General features: G+C 41.3%; 13 protein-coding genes. 6 read left to right on the forward strand and 7 right to left on the reverse strand.

Features of this window, described 5'->3' with window-relative positions; genetic code table 11:
* Window positions 1–198 precede the first annotated feature (198 nt).
* Window positions 199–1,020 (reverse strand): fasciclin domain-containing protein, encoded by an 822-nt coding sequence (locus RMX98_RS03170; protein WP_322678229.1) that lies wholly within the window; start codon window positions 1,018–1,020, stop codon window positions 199–201.
* Between the two features lie 926 nt (window positions 1,021–1,946).
* Between RMX98_RS03170 and RMX98_RS03175 the strand changes: the two genes are divergently transcribed.
* From RMX98_RS03175 to RMX98_RS03185, 3 genes are all read left to right on the forward strand, one after another.
* Window positions 1,947–2,741: a glutathione S-transferase family protein gene (locus RMX98_RS03175; protein ID WP_322678230.1), complete on the forward strand. Its 795-nt coding sequence runs from the start codon at window positions 1,947–1,949 to the stop codon at window positions 2,739–2,741.
* Window positions 2,742–2,874: 133 nt separating this feature from the next.
* On the forward strand, window positions 2,875–4,605 hold the full coding sequence (locus RMX98_RS03180; protein WP_322678264.1) for an ATP-binding protein: 1,731 nt from the start codon (window positions 2,875–2,877) through the stop codon (window positions 4,603–4,605).
* Window positions 4,606–5,234: 629 nt separating this feature from the next.
* Window positions 5,235–6,218 carry an RNA polymerase sigma factor, RpoD/SigA family gene (locus RMX98_RS03185; RefSeq protein WP_322678231.1) on the forward strand — a complete coding sequence of 328 codons (984 nt, stop codon included), beginning with the start codon at window positions 5,235–5,237 and terminating at the stop codon, window positions 6,216–6,218.
* A 398-nt stretch (window positions 6,219–6,616) separates the two neighbouring features.
* On the opposite strand, the gene RMX98_RS03190 is transcribed toward RMX98_RS03185, so the two are convergent.
* Genes RMX98_RS03190 through RMX98_RS03200 form a run of 3 tightly spaced genes read right to left on the reverse strand, consistent with a single transcriptional unit; the run spans window position 6,617 to window position 9,015 of the window.
* A complete protein-coding gene (locus tag RMX98_RS03190) occupies window positions 6,617–7,702 on the reverse strand; it encodes a lipase family protein (protein ID WP_322678232.1) in 1,086 nt (361 codons plus the stop codon).
* A gap of 28 nt (window positions 7,703–7,730) precedes the next feature.
* Window positions 7,731–8,111, reverse strand: coding sequence for a hypothetical protein (locus RMX98_RS03195; protein WP_322678233.1), 381 nt, complete (start codon window positions 8,109–8,111; stop codon window positions 7,731–7,733).
* Window positions 8,112–8,136: 25 nt separating this feature from the next.
* Complete coding sequence (locus RMX98_RS03200) at window positions 8,137–9,015, reverse strand: hypothetical protein (RefSeq protein WP_322678234.1); 879 nt, start codon at window positions 9,013–9,015, stop codon at window positions 8,137–8,139.
* A gap of 316 nt (window positions 9,016–9,331) precedes the next feature.
* Here RMX98_RS03200 and RMX98_RS03205 point away from each other — a divergent pair, with 316 nt between their 5' ends.
* Window positions 9,332–12,901, forward strand: a complete 3,570-nt coding sequence (locus RMX98_RS03205; RefSeq protein WP_322678235.1) for an NB-ARC domain-containing protein — start codon at window positions 9,332–9,334, stop codon at window positions 12,899–12,901.
* 147 nt (window positions 12,902–13,048) lie between these two features.
* On the opposite strand, the gene RMX98_RS03210 is transcribed toward RMX98_RS03205, so the two are convergent.
* Together RMX98_RS03210 and RMX98_RS03215 are read right to left on the reverse strand one after the other, a co-directional pair.
* Window positions 13,049–15,256 carry a CHASE2 domain-containing serine/threonine-protein kinase gene (locus tag RMX98_RS03210; RefSeq protein WP_322678236.1) on the reverse strand — a complete coding sequence of 736 codons (2,208 nt, stop codon included), beginning with the start codon at window positions 15,254–15,256 and terminating at the stop codon, window positions 13,049–13,051.
* Window positions 15,257–15,446: 190 nt separating this feature from the next.
* Entirely contained in the window at window positions 15,447–15,731 is a 285-nt protein-coding gene (locus tag RMX98_RS03215) for a hypothetical protein (RefSeq protein WP_322678237.1), read from the reverse strand.
* 331 nt (window positions 15,732–16,062) lie between these two features.
* Between RMX98_RS03215 and RMX98_RS03220 the strand changes: the two genes are divergently transcribed.
* Window positions 16,063–16,296 (forward strand): helix-turn-helix transcriptional regulator, encoded by a 234-nt coding sequence (locus RMX98_RS03220; protein WP_322678238.1) that lies wholly within the window; start codon window positions 16,063–16,065, stop codon window positions 16,294–16,296.
* The gene (locus RMX98_RS03225) at window positions 16,293–18,830 is read left to right on the forward strand and encodes a PAS domain S-box protein (protein WP_322678239.1); all 2,538 of its coding nucleotides are present in this window, start codon (window positions 16,293–16,295) and stop codon (window positions 18,828–18,830) included. The genes RMX98_RS03220 and RMX98_RS03225 overlap by 4 nt, the downstream gene beginning before the upstream one ends.
* A 22-nt stretch (window positions 18,831–18,852) precedes the next feature.
* On the opposite strand, the gene RMX98_RS03230 is transcribed toward RMX98_RS03225, so the two are convergent.
* Window positions 18,853–19,941, reverse strand: coding sequence for an aliphatic sulfonate ABC transporter substrate-binding protein (locus RMX98_RS03230; protein WP_322678240.1), 1,089 nt, complete (start codon window positions 19,939–19,941; stop codon window positions 18,853–18,855).
* Window positions 19,942–19,946 lie beyond the last annotated feature (5 nt).

The raw sequence follows: 19,946 nt of genomic DNA on the forward strand, positions 1-19,946 counted from the left end.
CTCTTCCCTATTTACGCTTTTGGTAAACCTACGAATGCAAGACAGAGTATTTAGTTCAACAAGCGATGAGGAATGGAAGTGAAGTCAACCCACCTTTCTTACAAAAAAACCGTCCAAAATTAACATCTGAACGGAATTTTTACATATTAATATTTATGCCAACCTAGTTATGTTACCTGTTGTACTGATACCACAAAACTACAAGTCAGGAGGCAAAATCACCTGATCAATTGCGTGGATTACACCGTTAGTGCCTGTGATATCTGCCTGTGTCACTTTAGCATCATTGACAGTTACACCAGTAGTAGGATCAACCTTAACGTTGATTGTGCCGCCTTCAAGGCTTTTAACTTCGCCAGACTTCAAATCAGTAGACAATACCTTACCAGATACTACATGGTAAGTTAGGATTTTGATCAATACTTCTTTATTGTCTGGTTTTAACAATTCTTGTAAAGCATCTTGCGGCAACTTAGCAAAAGCTGCATCAGTGGGTGCAAAAATAGTTAAGTTATCTTTGCCTTGCAAGGTTCCGGTTAATCCTGCTGCTTTCAAAGCCTTGGTTAACGTGGTAAAGGAAGCGTTTGACTCTGCCAACGCTAACAAGTTTTTGCCCTGATTGTCGCTTGCTCCTGGCCCTGATGGTGTGGTAGGTTTAGTTACCGGTGTAGTACTTGGGGTAGAAGGTGCAGATTCAGTAGGTGCAGCACTACCACCACCACGATTATAGGGAGGCTCGCTGAAAATACTTGGTTTGGGATTTAATCTTCCACCACTATTCTGTGCTACTGGTTTGCTTTTGGTATTGCCTTTTTCTGTTGCAGAAGCGGCCTCAGTAGGTGTGTATTGAGCCTCTGCTTGAAGGCGTTGACCCTGGTTATAGGGGGCTTCGTTAAAAATACTGGGGTTAGGATTTAGTGCCGATTTCGCATCAGATGGTAAAGTAATGAGGACGCTGAAACTAGTAAATCCCGCTATGCCTGCCAACGTGGTCAGCAATTTGCTGTAATTTGTCTTCATAAATTTTGTTTTTTTGTCCACACATTACATAAAGATTTATAACATTTTGCTATGCACAAAATCTAACCGAAGAGGGAAGTAAGATTTTTCTCTAGAAGAGTTTGTACTGCTAAGGTAAAATATGTTACTTTTCCTTACGTTGACAAGTATAAAATATATTTAGCATAAATTCTATGTAAATTGAGTAAATTTTCTTATTCGCACCAAAAATAGTTAAAAAGCTCTACTTGGTCTAGCGTCAACTCTAAGGAAATATGAAAATCTCACATCTACAACTTATGAGTTACAATCATCTCGGAGAAATGTTTGACTTAGAATAGCTAATTTATATACAAAGTTGTACTTAAATTAATAGTTGATTCAAAAATTCTGAATATTATAGAGAAGAAGGCTGTGATGACGAAATTCCAACATTCATGACTCAGCAAAAGTACAAAAATTAAGTACCTAAATATCTTAGCTTAGTGGTCTTTCAAGTTTAAATTGATGTGTTAGGGAGTTAGTCGCTTATGGAATAAACCCCAAACGCTCTCTACAAGACGCTGCGCGAAGCGAGAAGACCGTCTTAACTCACTAAAAACCTTCAAGCAAAGTAGTAAAACAACAATCATAGAAATGAAAGTAATGGCTGAAAAATTCACAATTAAGCATTTAAGTTTATTTATAATATAATATACAGAATTAAATTATTTAGTTATTTGATGTAATTCAGACAGATATCGTTGAAGCTGAAATCGCGCGACTTCTAGTCATGCAAAGTTCAAATTCTAATCAATTAGAAATATTTTTTTAATCGAGAATTTTGCCAAAAATCAGGCATCAGTTAAACCCTAATGTCAATTAAATAGACATACCAACAAAAATTACTTAAACTAAAGATACAATTGTAAAGTTAAGAAGTTGACCAGTTAAAAGGTATACAACAAATGCTGGAATTATACCAATGGGAACTCTCTCAATACTCAGAGAAAGTGCGCCTAATTCTAGATTTTAAAGGACTAGATTACCGCAAAATCGAGGTTACGCCTGGGATTGGACAGGTAGAACTATTCCGGCTGACTGGTCAAAGACAAGTCCCGGTATTAAAGGATCGTAATAAATATATTGCGGATTCTACGGAAATAGCTAAGTATTTAGACTTAGAGTATCCCGATCGCCCAATAATACCGCAAGATCCCAAAAAACGGGGTTTGACTTTATTAATAGAAGAATGGGCGGATGAATCCATAGGCATTAAAGGTCGCAAAGCACTATTTGCTGCCGTAAGTCAAGACCAAAATTTCCGTAAGTCTTTATTACCCACCTCAACACCAGATATATTTAAAAGTCTGGTTCAAGGAGTACCTACTGACTTACTGACAGTGTTAGGTTTTGGCGTAGGTTATAGTCCAGATGTGATACAGTCAGCGATCGCATCCTTAAAACAAGACTTGGAAGCCTTAACTTTATTACTGGCAGATAGTCCTTATTTAACAGGAGATGAGCCGACTTTAGCTGACTTAGCGGTGGCTGGCTTATCGATATTGCTCAAGTTTCCCTCTGGCCCATATCTGGATTTACCAGCTTCTATTAGAGGTAAAGGATTACCAATCTTTGCCGAGAATATAGATTATGAACCATTCTTTACCTGGCGCGATCGCCTTTACGCCCAATTCCGCAAACCGTTAATTAGCACCACTCCATCAACCGGAAGTACGCCAACCTCGATTCAGATTGATTAGGTAATTGAGCATAGGAAATTGGGCATAGGGGATGAGGTATGGAGAAGAAAAACAAATGACCAATACTTCGACTACGCTCAGTACAAGTGACCAATGACCAATGACAAATGACAAATGACAAATGACTAATCAGATGAATTCCGCACAGCCATTAGGTTCGGTCATTCAAGGTTCTCTAACTGAAGGTTTAGAAGTACGATTGCATCCTGACATTTCTGTAGAAGATATGCGTGTGGGTAAGTTTCTTGTTGTGCAAGGGATGCGATCGCGCTTTTTTTGTATGCTGACAGATGTAGCATTGGGTGCTGCTAATGCCCGAATTATTGCTAATCCCCCCAGTTGGGAAGACACTTTTTTACGAGATGTTTTAGCCGGAAGTGGCACTTACGGTACTATCAACCTTGCGCCGATGTTGATGTTCACTCCCGAATCTGAAGAATCTTTCTCCCCAACAAATGGCAAATCAACAAATCCTTTCCTCCCATCGGTGACGGGTTTGGCTTCATTTGTGCCACAAACCAGCACGACAATGGAATTGTTGCCTGTTAAAACTATTCCTAGCCACTTTAGCCAAGTTTACGATGCAAGTGTTGATGATTTTCGCCGGGTATTTGGTTGGGAAGATGACCCCCAAAGGCGCAATTTTTCCATCGGCAAACCTTTGGATATGGATGTGCCCGTTTGCATCGATTTAAACCGTTTTGTGGAACGGAGTAATGGGGTTTTTGGGAAATCTGGTACTGGGAAATCTTTTCTAACTCGCTTACTTTTAGCTGGCGTTATTCGTAAAAATGCGGCAGTCAATTTGATTTTTGATATGCACTCTGAGTATGGCTGGGAAGCCGTTGCAGAAGGGAAGAACGTCAATACAGTTAAGGGATTAAAGCAACTTTTTCCCAGTAAAGTCGAAGTTTACACCCTCGACCCGGAATCGACAAAGCGCCGGGGTGTACGTGATGCTCAAGAACTTTATTTGAGTTATGAGCAAATAGAAGTTGAAGATATTAAGTTATGTAGCCGAGATTTAGGACTCTCTGATGCAGCCTTGGATAACGCTAATATCCTCTATAGCGAGTTTGGCAAGTCTTGGATTGTCCAGTTGCTGAATATGACTAACGAAGAAATCGAGATGTTCTGCGAGGAGAAGCGCGGACACAAAGGCTCGATTATGGCATTGCAGCGTAAACTCTTGCGGATGGATAGCTTGAAGTATATGCGAGCAGTTTGCCCCCAGAATTACATTAGTAAAATTGTCCAATGTCTGGAAGCTGGGAAGAATGTTGTGATAGAATTTGGTTCCCAGTCTAATATGCTCTCTTATATGTTGGTGACGAATATGATCACCCGACGTATTCACGAGCATTACGTCAAAAAAGCAGATAAATTTCTGCAAAGCAAAAATCCGAACGATCGCCCCACGCCATTGATGATTACCATTGAAGAAGCGCACCGTTTCCTTGACCCGGCCATCGTCCAAAGTACTATCTTTGGGACTATCGCCAGGGAACTGCGAAAGTATTTCGTCACACTTTTGGTAGTTGATCAACGTCCATCGGGTATTGATAATGAAGTCATGTCCCAGATTGGGACTCGAATTACCGCTTTGCTGAATGATGAAAAAGACATTGACGCGATTTTTACGGGTGTATCTGGTGGTGGCGGACTGCGATCTGTATTGGCAAAGTTAGACTCAAAGCAACAAGCTTTAATATTGGGTCATGCTGTTCCGATGCCAGTAGTAGTACGTACCCGACCTTACGACGCAACTTTTTACGAAGAAATTGGTGAGCCAGCCTGGGAAGAAAAACCTGACGCGGAAGTATTCGCAGCTGCTGAACTAGCCAAAGCTGACCTTGGTTTTTAAATAGTTATTTGTCATTTGTCATTGGTCATTTATACTGAGTTCGACTGCGCTCAATTACCGTGTTGCCGTTGGTACAGCCTCTTTAAGAGTTGTATTGGTCATTTTTGTTTGGCTTATTGATGACTCTTAACCAATGCCCCATCCCCAATTCGTAACATCCCTCCATTGTCACAGCAAATTAAGTTCGGTTATCCGGCTAGTTTTTGGCAACAGAGGAGGGGTTTTTGGAGTCACTATAGATATAGTCAGTAATTTCAAGGAGATTTAATTTTTTTTTGCAAATGGACAATTTTCAATTATAATTAGAGGTTTTATCTTAAGATACTTTACTATCTGCCTGATTTATCGTATTATAAAGTTAAGTAAAACTCATACCGACTTCGGATTTGCCAGTCACTATTCAGTAGCTGCCCAAAAGAAGAATTATCGAAAATAACCAGCGTGCTTATAAAAAATTAAAAATTTAGGGAAGGTAGGGGAACCTATCATTGGGAGTTTACATCTTAAGAAAGTCTATATCAATTGATAATTACTTTTGATAGCTCCCGATATCTCGTGATAGATGTACTACTTTTTCCCATTAGTAAGAAAACATACATTTTAATTACGGAGTAGAGGACATCGCACCAATGCCTACTGTCAATACCCAAACGGAAAACCTCAACACCAAATTCACGGCCGATATGGTGCGAACCTATCTGCGAGAAATTGGTCGTGTACCACTGCTAACCCGTGAACAAGAAATTGTCTTTGGGAAGCAGGTGCAACAAATGATGGCGCTTATCGATGCCAAAGAAGCTTTGGCGAAAAAGCTGCAACGCGAACCAGAGATATCAGAGTGGGCCGCTCACGTTAAACAATCGGAAACCGATGTGCAACAAACGGTGGCGCAAGGTAAGCGAGCAAAGCAAAAAATGATTGAAGCGAATTTACGCTTAGTCGTTGCTATTGCTAAAAAATATCAAAAGCGGAATATGGAGTTTCTGGATTTAATTCAGGAAGGAACACTAGGATTAGAGCGGGGTGTGGAGAAATTTGACCCAATGAGGGGTTATAAGTTCTCGACTTACGCCTACTGGTGGATTCGCCAAGCGATTACCCGTGCGATCGCCCAACAAGGTCGTACAATCCGCTTACCGATCCATATTACCGAGAAACTGAACAAAATCAAAAAAGTGCAACGCGAGTTAGCTCAAACCTTGGGGCGATCGCCGACTCCAGCCGAAATTGCCAAAGAACTGGAACTAGAACCTACTCAAATCCGCGAGTACCTGAACATGGCGCGTCAACCAGTTTCTTTGGATGTTAAAGTTGGCGATAATCAGGATACTGAGTTGCAAGAAATGCTCGAAGATAGTGGCCCATCACCAGAGTATTACACCAACCAGGAATTCTTACGCCAAGACTTGAACAACCTGCTAGCAGAACTAACCCCACAACAGCGAGAAGTTGTAGCTTTACGCTTTGGTTTAGAAGATGGTAACGAAATGTCATTGGCGAAAGTAGGTGAGAGATTGAATCTCAGCCGCGAACGCGTTCGTCAGTTAGAGCATCAAGCTTTGGCTCATCTGCGTCGCCGTCGTGCCAATGTTAAAGAATACGTTGCTAGTTAAAACTAGAGACGCAAAATCTTGCGTCTCTACACCACCTTGGTGATGCGCCTCCTGAATTCAGGGGGCGATTTTTTTTATACTGAAAGCTAGGAAAAACTCACGGGCGATTTCTATAGTGATCGGCTTTTTGAAGATGTTATTGAAAGTTAAAGTTTTAATTACTTTCATAATTTGACACCAGATCCAATACGGTTCAGTTAGTATATTTAGCTCTCGGAGATCCCCCTTAAAAAAGGGGGGCTTTTCCTCCTATTTACCCCCTTAAAAAGGGGGTCGCCGTAGGCGGGGGGATCTTAACCGAACCCTATTGACACCAGATCCCCGATTTCTTTAAGAAGTCGGGAACCTGCGGATTGCAATTCTTACAAACCAAATAGTTTGGCTGCTGCGGCAAGTCATTAATCTTTAATTTTTTCAACGCCTTTATTAACTACGCTCTCTGTTACAAGAATAGGATTTTGTGAAATTCCAATCATGTACACCTCATTTAGGTTATGATGCTTCTCTAAAGCAGCTTCATGAATGGTAAAGTAAACGGGCGTACCAGTATGCACGTAGTCTGGCATCCTTCTTTTATTCCTGTCATACATTGCTTTAAAGAAGCCAAAAACTGGATTTGGATTTTTGTCTACTCCAGTTACTCCACCAATTCCAAGTTCTCCTTCTGGTTCTTCATTAGATGGTGCTGGTTTTATAACGTTTCCCGTTGGAAATGGCAACATAGTTACAAAATCTTCCGTGTTTGCAATTCGCCAGTGCCGAACCTTTAAAGCTTCAAAACTTGCGGCAAATTGTCTATTCCCACATCGAGGGCTAGCAAAAGTGTAGAGTGCAACGTTTTCAGGATTTTTAAAATTGGTGTTTTTCAGAATATCTGGAATTGCTAATGTTGCTAGCGCTCCACCTAAACTGTGTCCCGTGACAAATATTTTAGCATTCTGCGACTTCTCCCACTTTTCATTAAGTGCATCAATAAGTTTCTGCCGTAAACTTACATAAACACCTCTAAAACCTGCTGTTACAAACCCAAAATTATTATCAATGTTTGGGATAATAATTGAACCTTGGTTTTCTTGCACAAGACCTTCTGCAATTTTATCCTTGATGTCTACTCTTTCATGATTTATATTAGTACTATCTTTGAAAGAAACAAGCTGAATATTCACATCCTTGAACCATTCAAGAAAGCGTCTAGTGCCACGAAAAATTACATATATATTACCAGGATCAGCTTCAGAGGCAACATATCCAAAAGGAACACCATTTTCTGCAAATTCAGTGTGTAGTAGAAACGGCTCCTTCAAGTTAAATATTTGTGAGTTATTTTTGAGTTCAAATAAATCGAACTGATTATATGCATACTGCGTTAGCTCTGCCAGTTTTCGAGCCATTTCTGCATCAAAACCTTTAGGATAAGTATTGATATCCAGTTGAGAAATAATTATTCTGTCTGTTGACTGGTTTGTATCAGTTGAAGAAGGCATTAGTTTTACCTCAAGCTCAGAAAGATAATTAAATAATTACGAGAATACGTGCAACAAGTCCTGTAACATTTTTGATTGTGGTTAAAATATCTACAGTATTTTGTACATTATCAATGGATTTTGCTAATGCTTCTAATCCGTCATTCAAATCTTCTTCAAGGCACTTAAGCCGTGCAGCAATTTTTTCTAAAGTTGCGCTTTCGAGTTTAACACGCAATACTGATAAATCGATCCGTTCATCAATGAATTTTCGTTTTTTTGCAGTATCGGTTTGCTGTTCAAACTTGTTTTGAATTTCTGCTGAATAAAGTTTCAGTTCGCAGTCACGGAGTTTATTAATAACTTCTTCACGAAATTTATCAATTGTTGGAAGCTGTTCAAATGTAATTGTTTGGTTGCTGTATGTCATGGTAATTCTCCTATTATGTAAATATCTACTTTGGTTTTTTATCCGCTTCCACAAGTTGCAGGAAAGCATCAACGTCTTGTAAAAAAGCATTAAGTCTAGCAAGGCTTAATTTGCCTTCAACAAAATCTTGAAATACTTTTTGAAAGTTACTTAATGTTTTGCTTGCTTCATTGAGTTCTTTTCCTCTTGCTTCCATTATTAATAAATTCCGTCGCGTTTCAATCCATGTATCTGCATCAGAAATTGCTGTATCTTGAATTAGTGGACGGATAACAAAACGTTCTTCTCTGGCTATACGAATAAGTTTGACATCTTGTGCAATTGAATCTCCGAGAGCTTTTAACATTTCCTTTTGGATTGTTAATTCAAGCATGATTGTACGATTGCGTTTTTCTAGCTCATCGCGTAATGCTCCACGAATTTGTGATGAAACTACAAGATTGGTAACTCCTTGGACAAGACCGGAATTTGTAATTAAATCGCTGCCTTGCAGTTGTTTTCCAATATTGTTGAGATTATCAACTACTCCAGCAATTTCTCCTTGGGCGCGTGTGGGTGCATCAGAAGAAGCAAGTTCGTTGAGCAGTCGAAAATAATCGCCTAATAACTTGTTATGTTTGCGTAATTTCCCAAGTATTTCTAGACGCTCTTCGTCAACTTGGGCAAGTTTTTGATAATCCTCTATTGTTTGATTGAGAATTCGGTCATTGCCTAATAGTTGCTCGGAAGTAGTATCAATGCGGATATTGCTTGCAGTATCAAGTAATTTATCAACTGCATTGGTATACTGACTTCCTGCATTAGCAAGTTTTTTGTATTCATCAGTTGAACGACACCCCGTTGTTATCGATGCAATCAATACAAAAACAATGACAACTTGATGGAGGTTTTTTTGGATAATCATTGTAGAATCCACAAAAATTTATACCTTGTTATGCAAGGTAGATTTAACATCCTAATTAAGTCAGCTTAAATGCCTCTAGTTCCCTAGTTATTTGCACTTGAACCGTAATAGTAAAAAGTCATGTCTTTGTCCTTATTATTGGTTAGATTTTTCGATCGCTCTGATCTTCCAAATACTTTAACGGGCTGGTATAAAGTTTGTCGGTCGGAAAAGGTCGGGAAAAAGTCAGGTCTTTTTGGGAGATTTACGTAAATTTTTGGAAAAAATCAAGTCGAGCGTGGGAATATTGTAGTTAGCCTGTATTACTACCGAATAAATGACGGTTGATGAAGCGATCGCACTCGTTGAGCAATTATTAGAACGAGGACGCTTAACAAAAGCCCAAGAGCTTGTATTTCGCCACACTTGGGAAGGGAAAACTTACCTAGAAATGGCGCGAGATGTCACTTATGACCCCGGACACATCAAAGATGTTGGTTCGCAACTATGGCGATCGCTCTCTCAAGTTTTAGATGAAAAAGTTACCAAAAATAACCTGCACGGAGTACTGAAGCGAACCGCACAGCGCCAAAAGGATACAAACGCTTCTTTAAACTTTCAACCCTCCACGAGCTGGGGGGAAGCAATTGACGTTTCCCAATTCTACGGACGTACTACTGAATTAGAAACCCTCAGCCAATGGATTGTGGGCGATTGCACTCGTGTAGTCACATTGTTAGGCATGGGTGGCATGGGTAAAACCGCGCTTTCGGTGAAGTTAGCAGAACAATTGCAGGGAGAATTTCAGTATGTCATTTGGCGATCGCTCCGGCACGCACCTTTTTTCTCTGACAAGCTAACTGAATTTATCAAAATACTTTCTTGTCAACAAGCGATCGCATTGCCCTCTGACCCTCACGAGCAAATCACCTGTTTAATCGAGTACCTTCGGAAATTTCGCTGCTTACTGATTTTGGATAATTTTGACACGCTGCTGCAACATGGCAAGCAGACAGGTTGTTACCGTGAGGGTTATGAATCCTACGGTGAACTTTTGTGGCGATTAGGAGAAACTCAACATCAAAGCTGTATTCTGCTCACCAGTCGGGAAAAGCCTACCCAAATCGCTGCTTTAGAAGGTGAGGGTTTGCCAGTTCGGACTCTTGCTCTATCAGGATTAGAAGTTGCAGCCGGAGAAACAATTCTCTCCCTCAAAGGGCTATTAAGTACAAACAACGAAACCCACCAACTAATTAAATGTTACCGTGGTAATCCTTTAGCGTTGAAAATTGCTGCAACTTCAATTCGGGACTTGTATAAAGGCAGCATTTCCCGCTTTTTTAGCGAAGGGACAACGGTCTTTAATGGTATTGGCAATCTCATAAAGCAGCAATTCCAACGACTCTCTGCGTTGGAGCAACAAGTCATGTACTGGCTAGCGATTCATCGAGAAAGCGTTTCTGCGATAGAATTGCAAACCAATCTGGCAGCACCAATATCTAAACCTAAATTAATAGAAGTTCTAGAGTCCTTATCCTGGCGTAGCTTGATTGAAAATAACACAGGCGGATTCACACAGCAACCCGTCGTCATGGAATACTTAACAGATTGTTTGATTGAGCAAGTCTGTCAGGAAATTGTCACGGAATCGCCGCGATATCTTCTGAGTCATGCCTTGATGAAAGCCGAGGCAAAAGACTATATCCGCGATAGTCAAATTCACCTGATTGTGCGGCCGATCTTAGAGCAACTGCAAATAACCCTTGGTTCTACTCGTCAGCTTGAGCATAAACTTGGCAGACTGATTAATAAATTGCAAGATGAAATTGTAGATCCAGTTGGATATGGTGGCGGCAACTTGCTGAATTTGTTGGTTCAATTAGAAACCGATTTGACCGGGTATGATTTTTCTCGTCTCAACATTCGTGACTGCGATTTGCGTAGGCGTAGCCCAACCCAGGCATCGCTCAACTTACATCAAGTTAACTTTACCCAAACAACATTTCGAGAATGTGTTTTTGCTGCAACCTTTAGCGGTATTACTAGCGTTGTCTTTAGTCCAGATGGGTGTTGTCTTGCTACCAGTGATTCCAACGGTGAAATTTATATTTGGGATGCCAACAACGGAAAACAACTCTTTAGCTGTAAAGAACATAACAGTTGGGTGTGGAGTGTTGTCTTTAGCCCTGTGCATCCGGTCTTAGCGAGTTGCGGTCAAGATCACACTATCAAACTTTGGGACACTACCACAGGAAAATATTTTAAAACTCTGTATGGACACACCAGCATCGTTATAGCCTTGGCTTTTAGTCCTGATGGACAATTTCTGGCCAGTGCTAGCGACGATCGCACAGTTAAAATTTGGGATATGACAACAGCAGAATGCGTGCAAACTCTAGAACATGGCAGTTGTGTGTGGAGTGTCGCGTTTCATCCCACAGGAAAAACCCTAGCAACAGCTGGTGAAGATAACACAATCAAGTTGTGGAATCTAGAAACTGGATGCTGCGTACAAACCCTTGAGGGACATCAGCATTGGGTAAAAGCGATCGCATTTAGTCCAGAAGGGCAAAGGTTAGTTAGTGGCAGTTTTGATCAAACAGTGAAACTTTGGGATCTGCGGACTGGGGTGTGGATGTGTGTGATGACGTTGCCAGGACATACAGGATTTGTCACATCAGTAGCATTCAGCCCCAAAGAAGATCAAGTGGCAAGTAGCAGCTATGACCAAACTGTGAAGATTTGGGATATACATACCGGAAAATGTCTGGATACTTTAAAAAAGCATACAAACCGGATTTGGTCAATTGCTTTTCATCCCCAAGGACGCTTAATCGCTAGTGGTGGGGATGACCATACCGCTAGAGTCTGGGAAGTTTCGACTGGCCAGTGTACCAAAACCATCCAAGGACATAGAAATGCGATTTATGGCATCGCCTACAGTTGCCAGCAAAACCTTCTTGTGAGCGGTCATGAAGACCAGACAATCAAACTCTGGGATATCAACCTCAATGCCCCGCAACAGTTAAAGGTTGGCCTCCAGCCTTTTCGCGTACTTCACGGACACAGCAATCGGGTCTTCTCTGTTGCCTTTAGTCCCAACAGACAATTTCTCGCCAGTGGCAGCGCCGACCGTACTATTAAACTTTGGAGTCCCCATACAGGAAAATGTCTGAATACTTTGCACGGTCACGGGAGTTGGATCTGGGCAGTTGCTTTCAGTCCAGACAGTAATTTACTTGCTAGTGCCAGCCACGACCATACAATCAAAATTTGGGATGTGCATTCTGGCGAATGTTGGCAAACCTTGCAGGGACATCCCGGATCTGTGCTAGCGATCGCTTTTAACCAAGATGGCAAAACTCTCTTCAGTAGTGGCCATGAAAAAATAGTTAAACAGTGGGATGTTAAAACAGGCATCTGTTTGAATACTTGGGAGGCAGATTCCAACCGTGTTTGGGCAGTTGTTGTCAGTCCAGATGGTCAATACGTTGCCACTGGCGGTGATGAGCAGACAATTAAACTGTGGGACATTCACAGCAGAAGTTGTCATCGGATATTCCAAGGACATACCGGGCAAATTGTTTGTATCCTGTTCACCGCCGATGGTAGTCGCATGATTAGCGGTAGTAGCGATCGCACGATCAAAATTTGGCAGATGGCTACTGGAGACTGTCTTACTACACTAGAGAATCACCAAAATTGGATATGGTCGCTCAGTTTGAGTCCAGACGAGCAAACTCTTCTCAGCAGTAGCCTGGATGAAACAATCAACTGTTGGGATATTACTACGGAGCAATGTTGGCATTTCAGACCCGCCCGCCCGTATGAAGGGATGATTATTACTGAAGTGACAGGGTTGACTGAAGCAGAGGTAGCAACTTTAAAAGCTTTGGGGGCAAAATAAGTGGATTGATGCATGTCCCAATAGTTCTTGGGTTTTGGGGGAAAGGGGAAGGGGTAAGGGTAAAGAAAAAACCTTTAACCTTTACCCTTTACCCTTTACCCAAACCCGATTCCGAGTTAAAAGTGCTTAACCGAGAAGTTCCGATGTTTAATTAGTTGAAAAACGTTTCAAATCTTGTAAAACTGCGGTGGCAGATTGATAGCGATCGCTAAAATGATAACAAACCATTTTATCTAAAATTGCCGCTAATTCTTCACTTACTTGCACCGTTTGCCGCCACATAATATTACCCGTTTCTATATCTGGGTGTAATTCTTGCGGTGGTATGCCAGTTATGGCTTGAATAGCAATGATTCCTAAAGCGTAAATGTCACTGCATAAACGGGGATGACCGGCAAATTGTTCTGGAGGTGCATAACCCCGCGTCCCGATGGCTACTGTCTCTAGTTCTGTTTGCTCACTACTCGGCGGTTGCATCAATTTCACAGCCCCAAAGTCAATCAATACCAGCCGATTATCTTGAGCCGATCTAATAATATTAGTCGGTTTGATATCACGATGAATCACTCGATGCTGGTGAACAAATTCTAGAACTTCTAAAACTTCTTTGAGCATTTCGATTACAAATGATTCATTCTGCACATTCTGCACAGGTGGTAATTCTTCACTGAGGGTATGTCCCTCAATATATTGTTGAATTAAATAAAATTCTTGATCATCTTCAAAATAAGCAAGTAGTTCGGGAATTTGATGATGTTTACCCAAAGATTCTAAAATTTCAGCTTCACTATTAAACAACCTGCGAGCAACTTGCAAAAATCGTGTATCTTGACGGGCTGGCATTAACTTTTTAACTACACAAGTAGGATTACCCGGTCGTTGAGTATCCTGTGCTAAATAAGTCCGACCAAATCCACCAGCACCGAGAGTTTGAGAGATTTTGTAGCGTCCACCCAAAAGCAAATCGCCTGATTTTGTTTCTCGTGAATCAATTGGGGGAAAAAAATCAACAGACGAGTCGGGAATTGCTGTTTTATCTTCTAAGAGTACATTTAATTGGGCGATCGCCTCTTGTTGTTTTTCAACTTGCAGAATAATCACCTGAGTTTGCTGTTGATTTTGGTAGCTAGTATAAGCAATCACACAGATACTACTAATCACCAAAGCAAGGGCAGAAGGGATTAACGGCACCCATCCAGCTTGCAAAAATAAAGCAACGCAGATTAGTACTAAGCCCAATAGAGCTATCGTTACCGCCACTAGCAAAAACAGTGGATTTTGCCACCGCCATGCTAAAACACTGCCTAATAGCGACCAGCCCCATATCCAAATAAGTTCCGCCCAGTTTGGCCAATACCAAATTAGCGATCGCCCATCCAATACTGTACTGATGAGTTGACTTGCTATCTGTGCATGAATAAACAGAGCAGGCATCCTGGGCGGTTGATCTGGCAAAGCACTGTAAGGCGTATAAAAACCACCTGGAGGAAGATTAGCTGCTGTCGTGCCAATAATTACCAGACGATCTTTAAATAAACTGGGGTTAACTCGACCACTAAGAACATCTTTTAGGGTTACTTGGTTGGCGAGACTGTTGGGGTGACGGTAATTTAATAATATTTGATAGCCATCTGCATCCAGATGTTGGTAGCCACCAGAATTAGCTCGTAAACGCAAAAACAGGGTTTTACCTAATAGAAAATCTCCTTTTTTGGTAAAATCGTATTCAATCCCTTGTTTTTCTAGATAATTAATTGCTATTTGGGCACCAAATGCAAATGATGTTGTACATTTTTTATCTATAGATTTAGCAAATAACAAACTGCGGCGGAGAACTTGATCGTTTTCCTTGTCAGCAACCACATCGCTAAACCCAACATTATCTATAGGGACATTCGACGGCGGTGGAATTTCATCTCTACCTAAGCTGCTGAACAAACAAGTGCTGATAATGTTATCTTGATTTGGGAAATTAGCTACCAAATTATTGTCTTCTGGTTGAAAAAGATATAAACCAATAATTCGCGGTTGATAAGACTCTATTTTCTTTAATAGCCGATTGATTGTCCGAGGTGATAAAGTCCATTTCTCTCGTTTAAGATCCTCATCAGTGATTTTTACTAGTAAAATCCGCCGATCGGGTGCTTCTGGTGGACGCGATCGCAACATCTGGTCATAAACTCTTAACTCCCAAGGCTGTAACCAAGTGAGTTCTCGAACTCCCCAAATAAAGGCAGTAACTCCTACACTGGTAACAAAAATAATTTGCAGCCAGCTTTTGCTCTTGGAAGTTTCATGAGAATCCTGAACTTTGACAAAGGGGACACGGAGTTTTTCTAATAGTCCACTAATCACGGCGTTGGGGCGGTAGCCTGAATTGGGTAGATGTTGCAGGCGCAGAAGTTAATTTTCGGAATCTAAGTTAAAAGCTAGTTAACCTGAGCTTCTATTAATGTAGCAATTTACTTGCTAGTTAGAGACTTTGGCGTATTCCTACTTTGAAAGCAAGCTTACGCACAGCGTCAACTAGAGAATCAGACAAGTGCTAGTTATCTGTTTGAGATGTTTGAGTATCTTCAACAGAACTGGCAATTGGGAAAGAAATAGGATTGGTAGATGGAGTTAGTGAATCTAACTGAGGTTGTTCCAGTGATGCTTCAATGCTGGAATCAGCAAAATAAGAGCCAACAATTTTATCATAGTTAGAAGCAACAGCTAAAAAAGCGCCACCCAAAATATAGATAGGTAATGGCAGATTAAATTCTTGTAACCAGTCAAACAGTTCCGCCAAAGCAAACAGCACCAAAAAGCAGGCAAGCCAAACCTTCATATTCTCATCTCCTAGATTGAAACAATTCTATTACTAGCTTAAATAGCTTGCATAATAGTTGATGTAGTACATAATCTCCAACTTACAACCTCTACAACCTAGTACAAGACGGCGTAAATAAACCACCAATTCCCAATTAATGAAACACTTACGCTGTATTCATTTTTAATTTTTAATTTTTAATTCCGCCTTGCGGTATTAGCCCTTTCAAGGTGAATCGGAAATCTACCCATCTTGATAGGCTGCCTCAATACCTTAGATAGGTGCAGTCTAAGTTATAGCAGCTGCTATATTGCAATATCTGCTAAAAAAATCAAAATATATTTAGCTTATGCCTGCAATCGAACAACAAAGGATTGCACAGTTGGTTCGGGAGACTCGGCAGTACCTCAAACTCACACAGGTAAAACTGGCAACGATGTTAGGGGTTTCGTTCCACACTATAAACCGATGGGAAAACGGACGGACACAACCTTCGCCACTGGCTATGAAACAAATTAAAGAACTACTACAGCAGATGGGAGAACCCGGTAAGTCGCTTTTAGCCAAATACTTTTCAAAATGAGTGATAATCTGAAAGCTCAAGAAGTTAGTAATTTACAGCAATATTTGAGCGAACACCAAGCTGCGTTGCGCGATAGTGAAGCACGCTACCGTTCACTGGCAGAGGCAAGCGCATCCATTGTCTGGAGGGCAGCGCCTTGGGGCAACGTTGTTGATGATATTCCAACTTGGCAGGCTTTTACAGGGCAAAGTCCCGAACAATACAAAGGCTGGGGTTGGGTTGAAGCACTACATCCAGAAGATCGTTCTGCGATGGTGGAAATTTGGAAACAGGTATTTCCTACACGTAGCGTTGCAGTTGCCGAGTATCGTGTTCTGCGGCACGACGGCGAATACCGTTATATGAATATACGCGGTGTGCCAATACTTGATGAAAGAGGCGAAATCCGCGAATGGGTGGGAATGTGCGTCGATATAACCGAACGCAAGCAGGCTGAGGTAAAATTGCGCGACAGTGAGGCGTGTTTTCGGCTGCTGGCTGAGAATTCAACTGATATTATTTCACGCCATTCAGTAGATGGAATTCTTCTCTACGTTTCACCAGCTTGCTACACAGTGCTGGGATATCAACCAGAGGAACTAATCGGTCATCCCAGCTATGAGTTAGTTCACCCTGATGATTTGGTAGAGATTGCGAGAAATTACCCAGTCAATGCCGATTTACCAGATATTTATACTATTACTCACCGGGCGCGTCACCAACAGGGACATTATATCTGGTTGGAAGCAACTATTCGAGCTATCCGCGATCGCCAAACTCAAGAAATTCTAGAAATGCAAGCGTCTTCGCGAGATATTACTAAGCGCAAGCAGGTGGAAGAAGAGCAGCGTTTTATCGCTGAGGCTAGTGGGATTTTAGCTAGATCATTGGATTACGAAACAACCTTAGTAGGTTTGGCACGTTTGGCAGTGCCGGAAATAGCTGATTGGTGCTTAGTTGATATTATTTGTGACAATCAATCAGTTCACCGAGTTGCAGCAGCCCATGCCAATCTAGAGAAACAAGAATTGGTAGAACAGTTACAAAATTATCCGCCTGATTTGGCACAAACAAAAGGTATTGCTGAGGTAATACGCACAGGGAAATCACAAATTACTCATTTTGTTTCTGATGAACAGATGCAAGGGTTAACCCACAACGCCAGTCACCTCAAAATCTTGCAAGAACTAAATCCGACATCTGGTATAAGTGTACCCCTGATAGTTCGGGGACGGGTGTTGGGAGCTATGACTTTGGTATCTTCTTCAGGTCGTCGCTACAACACCAAAAGCCTGATGTTAGCTGAGGAGTTGGCTGGCCGGGCAGCGATCGCTGTTGAGAATGCCCGACTATACACAGAAGCGCAGCAATGTCAACAATCAGAGCAAACTGCACGAGAAGCAGCAGAAAACGCCAACCGGATTAAAGACGAGTTTCTGGCAGTACTTTCTCATGAATTGCGATCGCCACTCAACCCAATTTTAGGATGGGCAAAGCTACTCCAAACCAAAAAACTTGATGAAAAGACAATTCCTCAAGCGCTAAAGACTATTGAGCGAAATGCTAAGTTACAGGCTCAACTGATTGAAGACTTACTGGATATCTCTCGGATTTTACAAGGTAAACTTAGCCTGAATATCTACCCAGTCGATCTGACATCTGTGATTTCGGCAGCAATGGAGACAGTGCGGCTGTCGGCAGAAGCGAAGTCAATTGAAATGCACATCAGCCTGGAACCAAATTTGGGACAAGTTTTGGGAGACTCCAGCCGATTGCAGCAAATCGTTTGGAACCTGCTCTCAAATGCAGTTAAGTTTACACCAGAAGGCGGACGGGTTGATATTCGGCTCGAACAAGTAGGGAGTAAAGAAATACCAAACCACTCCCCGCTTTATGCTCAAATTATCGTCAGCGACACTGGAAAAGGCATCGATCCTGATTTTCTGCCTTATGTGTTTGAATATTTTCGCCAAGAGAACAGCAGCACCACCAGAAAATTTGGTGGATTGGGGTTAGGATTAGCGATCGTTCGTCACTTAGTCGAACTGCATGGCGGGACAGTCCAGGTAGAAAGTAAAGGCGAAGATCGGGGGGCAACTTTTACTGTGAGATTACCGTTAATCCAAAATCAATTAGAGATTAAACAAGACAGTAACAACTCTGAGCCATCCTCAAATTTGAATGGTGTCAAAATTTTAGTAGTGGATGATGATACAGATACGCGAGAATTTATTGCCTTTTTGCTAGAGCAGTATGGGGCAAATGTGACAGCAGTAACATCGGCAAATGAAGCTCTAGCGACTTTAGCCCAATCCTTACCAGATATACTTTTAAGCGATATTGGAATGCCAGAAGTGGATGGATGTATGTTCATGCGACAGTTAAGAATGCTGCCAGTAGAGCAGGGAGGACAAATTCGAGCGATCGCACTTACCGCCTATGCTGGAGAAATGAACGCCAAACAGGTACTTGCAGCCGGATTTCAAAAGCATCTTGCCAAACCAGTAGAACCAGCCGAATTAGTAGATGCGATCGCTAACTTAATCGCTGAATAAAGAAAGATTCAGAATTCAAAATTTATTTTTCACTTATCAGTGTTGGTGGAGTAATAGCTGCATATTCTTGAGGCGTGAGTAATGCTTCTTTGACATCAATTTTTTTGGGTAAGATTTTTTCGTTATAGAACAAATCAGCAACATTTTGTTGAGCTTGCATTAGTTCTGGAGTAATTCCTCTTAAGCGATAAGTAGCACGGCTAGAAATTACTTCCTGAATCGGTAAATCAATTTTGAGTACAGGTGCTATGAGTTTCGCTACTTCTTTACGATTCGCTTCTGCCCATTCACCATTTTTCTCAATTTCTTCTAAAATGATCCGAACTAATTCGGGATTTTCCTTAGCAAATTCTCGTGTTCCTACATAATATCCGCCTGGAGTACCGATATTTGTTGCATCTCTCAACACACGCGCACCGTGGAGTTTTTCTACCAAAGCTAAATGAGGATCGCCAGTTACCCAAACCGGAATAGTGCCTTGAATAAATGCGCCACGGGCTTCGACATTGGGCATACTTAAGACTTGAATATCACTATATTTTAAACCTACTTCTTTTAAGGCTTGAATGATAAAATAGTGAGAAGCAGAACCTTTTTGAAAGACTACTTTTTGACCTTTAATATCAGCTAATTTTTTAATTGGAGAGTTTTTCGGAACTGCGATCGCACTACCTTTACCTGAATTAGGCCCAAGTCTTCTACCAGCCAAATAGATGATTCTTGCACCCGCAGCTTGAGCAAAGATCGGCGGCGTTTCTCCAACAGAGCCAATATCAATTTTGCCCACATTCATCGCTTCCATAAGTTGTGGCCCTTGAGCAAATTGTGACCACTCGACTTTCAAGCCCAAAGGCTCCAAACGTTTTTCTAAAACTCCTCTAACTCTAACCAAATCACCAGAGCTTTGATACCCTATTCGCAGTAACTTTGTTTTAAAAGTTATAGTCTTAGCCCCTGCTGGCTCTGCTTTTGGTTCAGTTCCCGTATTTGTGTTAGATACATTTGACGTACAACTTATTAAAGTACTAGATAAAGCCACAAAACCAGGGATTATAAATAAGGCGAATTTATTGATTACTGTTGTCTTATTTTTCACTAAATTATTAAACATTTCCC

Origin of the sequence: Nostoc sp. DedQUE02 (assembly GCF_034531035.1) — a bacterium.
In the GTDB taxonomy this organism is placed as follows: Bacteria; Cyanobacteriota; Cyanobacteriia; order Cyanobacteriales; family Nostocaceae; genus Nostoc.

Coding starts and splice junctions, on each gene's coding strand:
- RMX98_RS03170 (WP_322678229.1), bottom strand. CDS start 1,020: ATGAAGACAAATTACAGCAAATTGCTGACCACGTTGGCAGGCATAGCG.
- RMX98_RS03175 (WP_322678230.1), top strand. CDS start 1,947: ATGCTGGAATTATACCAATGGGAACTCTCTCAATACTCAGAGAAAGTG.
- RMX98_RS03180 (WP_322678264.1), top strand. CDS start 2,875: ATGAATTCCGCACAGCCATTAGGTTCGGTCATTCAAGGTTCTCTAACT.
- RMX98_RS03185 (WP_322678231.1), top strand. CDS start 5,235: ATGCCTACTGTCAATACCCAAACGGAAAACCTCAACACCAAATTCACG.
- RMX98_RS03190 (WP_322678232.1), bottom strand. CDS start 7,702: ATGCCTTCTTCAACTGATACAAACCAGTCAACAGACAGAATAATTATT.
- RMX98_RS03195 (WP_322678233.1), bottom strand. CDS start 8,111: ATGACATACAGCAACCAAACAATTACATTTGAACAGCTTCCAACAATT.
- RMX98_RS03200 (WP_322678234.1), bottom strand. CDS start 9,015: ATGATTATCCAAAAAAACCTCCATCAAGTTGTCATTGTTTTTGTATTG.
- RMX98_RS03205 (WP_322678235.1), top strand. CDS start 9,332: ATGACGGTTGATGAAGCGATCGCACTCGTTGAGCAATTATTAGAACGA.
- RMX98_RS03215 (WP_322678237.1), bottom strand. CDS start 15,731: ATGAAGGTTTGGCTTGCCTGCTTTTTGGTGCTGTTTGCTTTGGCGGAA.
- RMX98_RS03220 (WP_322678238.1), top strand. CDS start 16,063: ATGCCTGCAATCGAACAACAAAGGATTGCACAGTTGGTTCGGGAGACT.
- RMX98_RS03225 (WP_322678239.1), top strand. CDS start 16,293: ATGAGTGATAATCTGAAAGCTCAAGAAGTTAGTAATTTACAGCAATAT.
- RMX98_RS03230 (WP_322678240.1), bottom strand. CDS start 19,941: ATGTTTAATAATTTAGTGAAAAATAAGACAACAGTAATCAATAAATTC.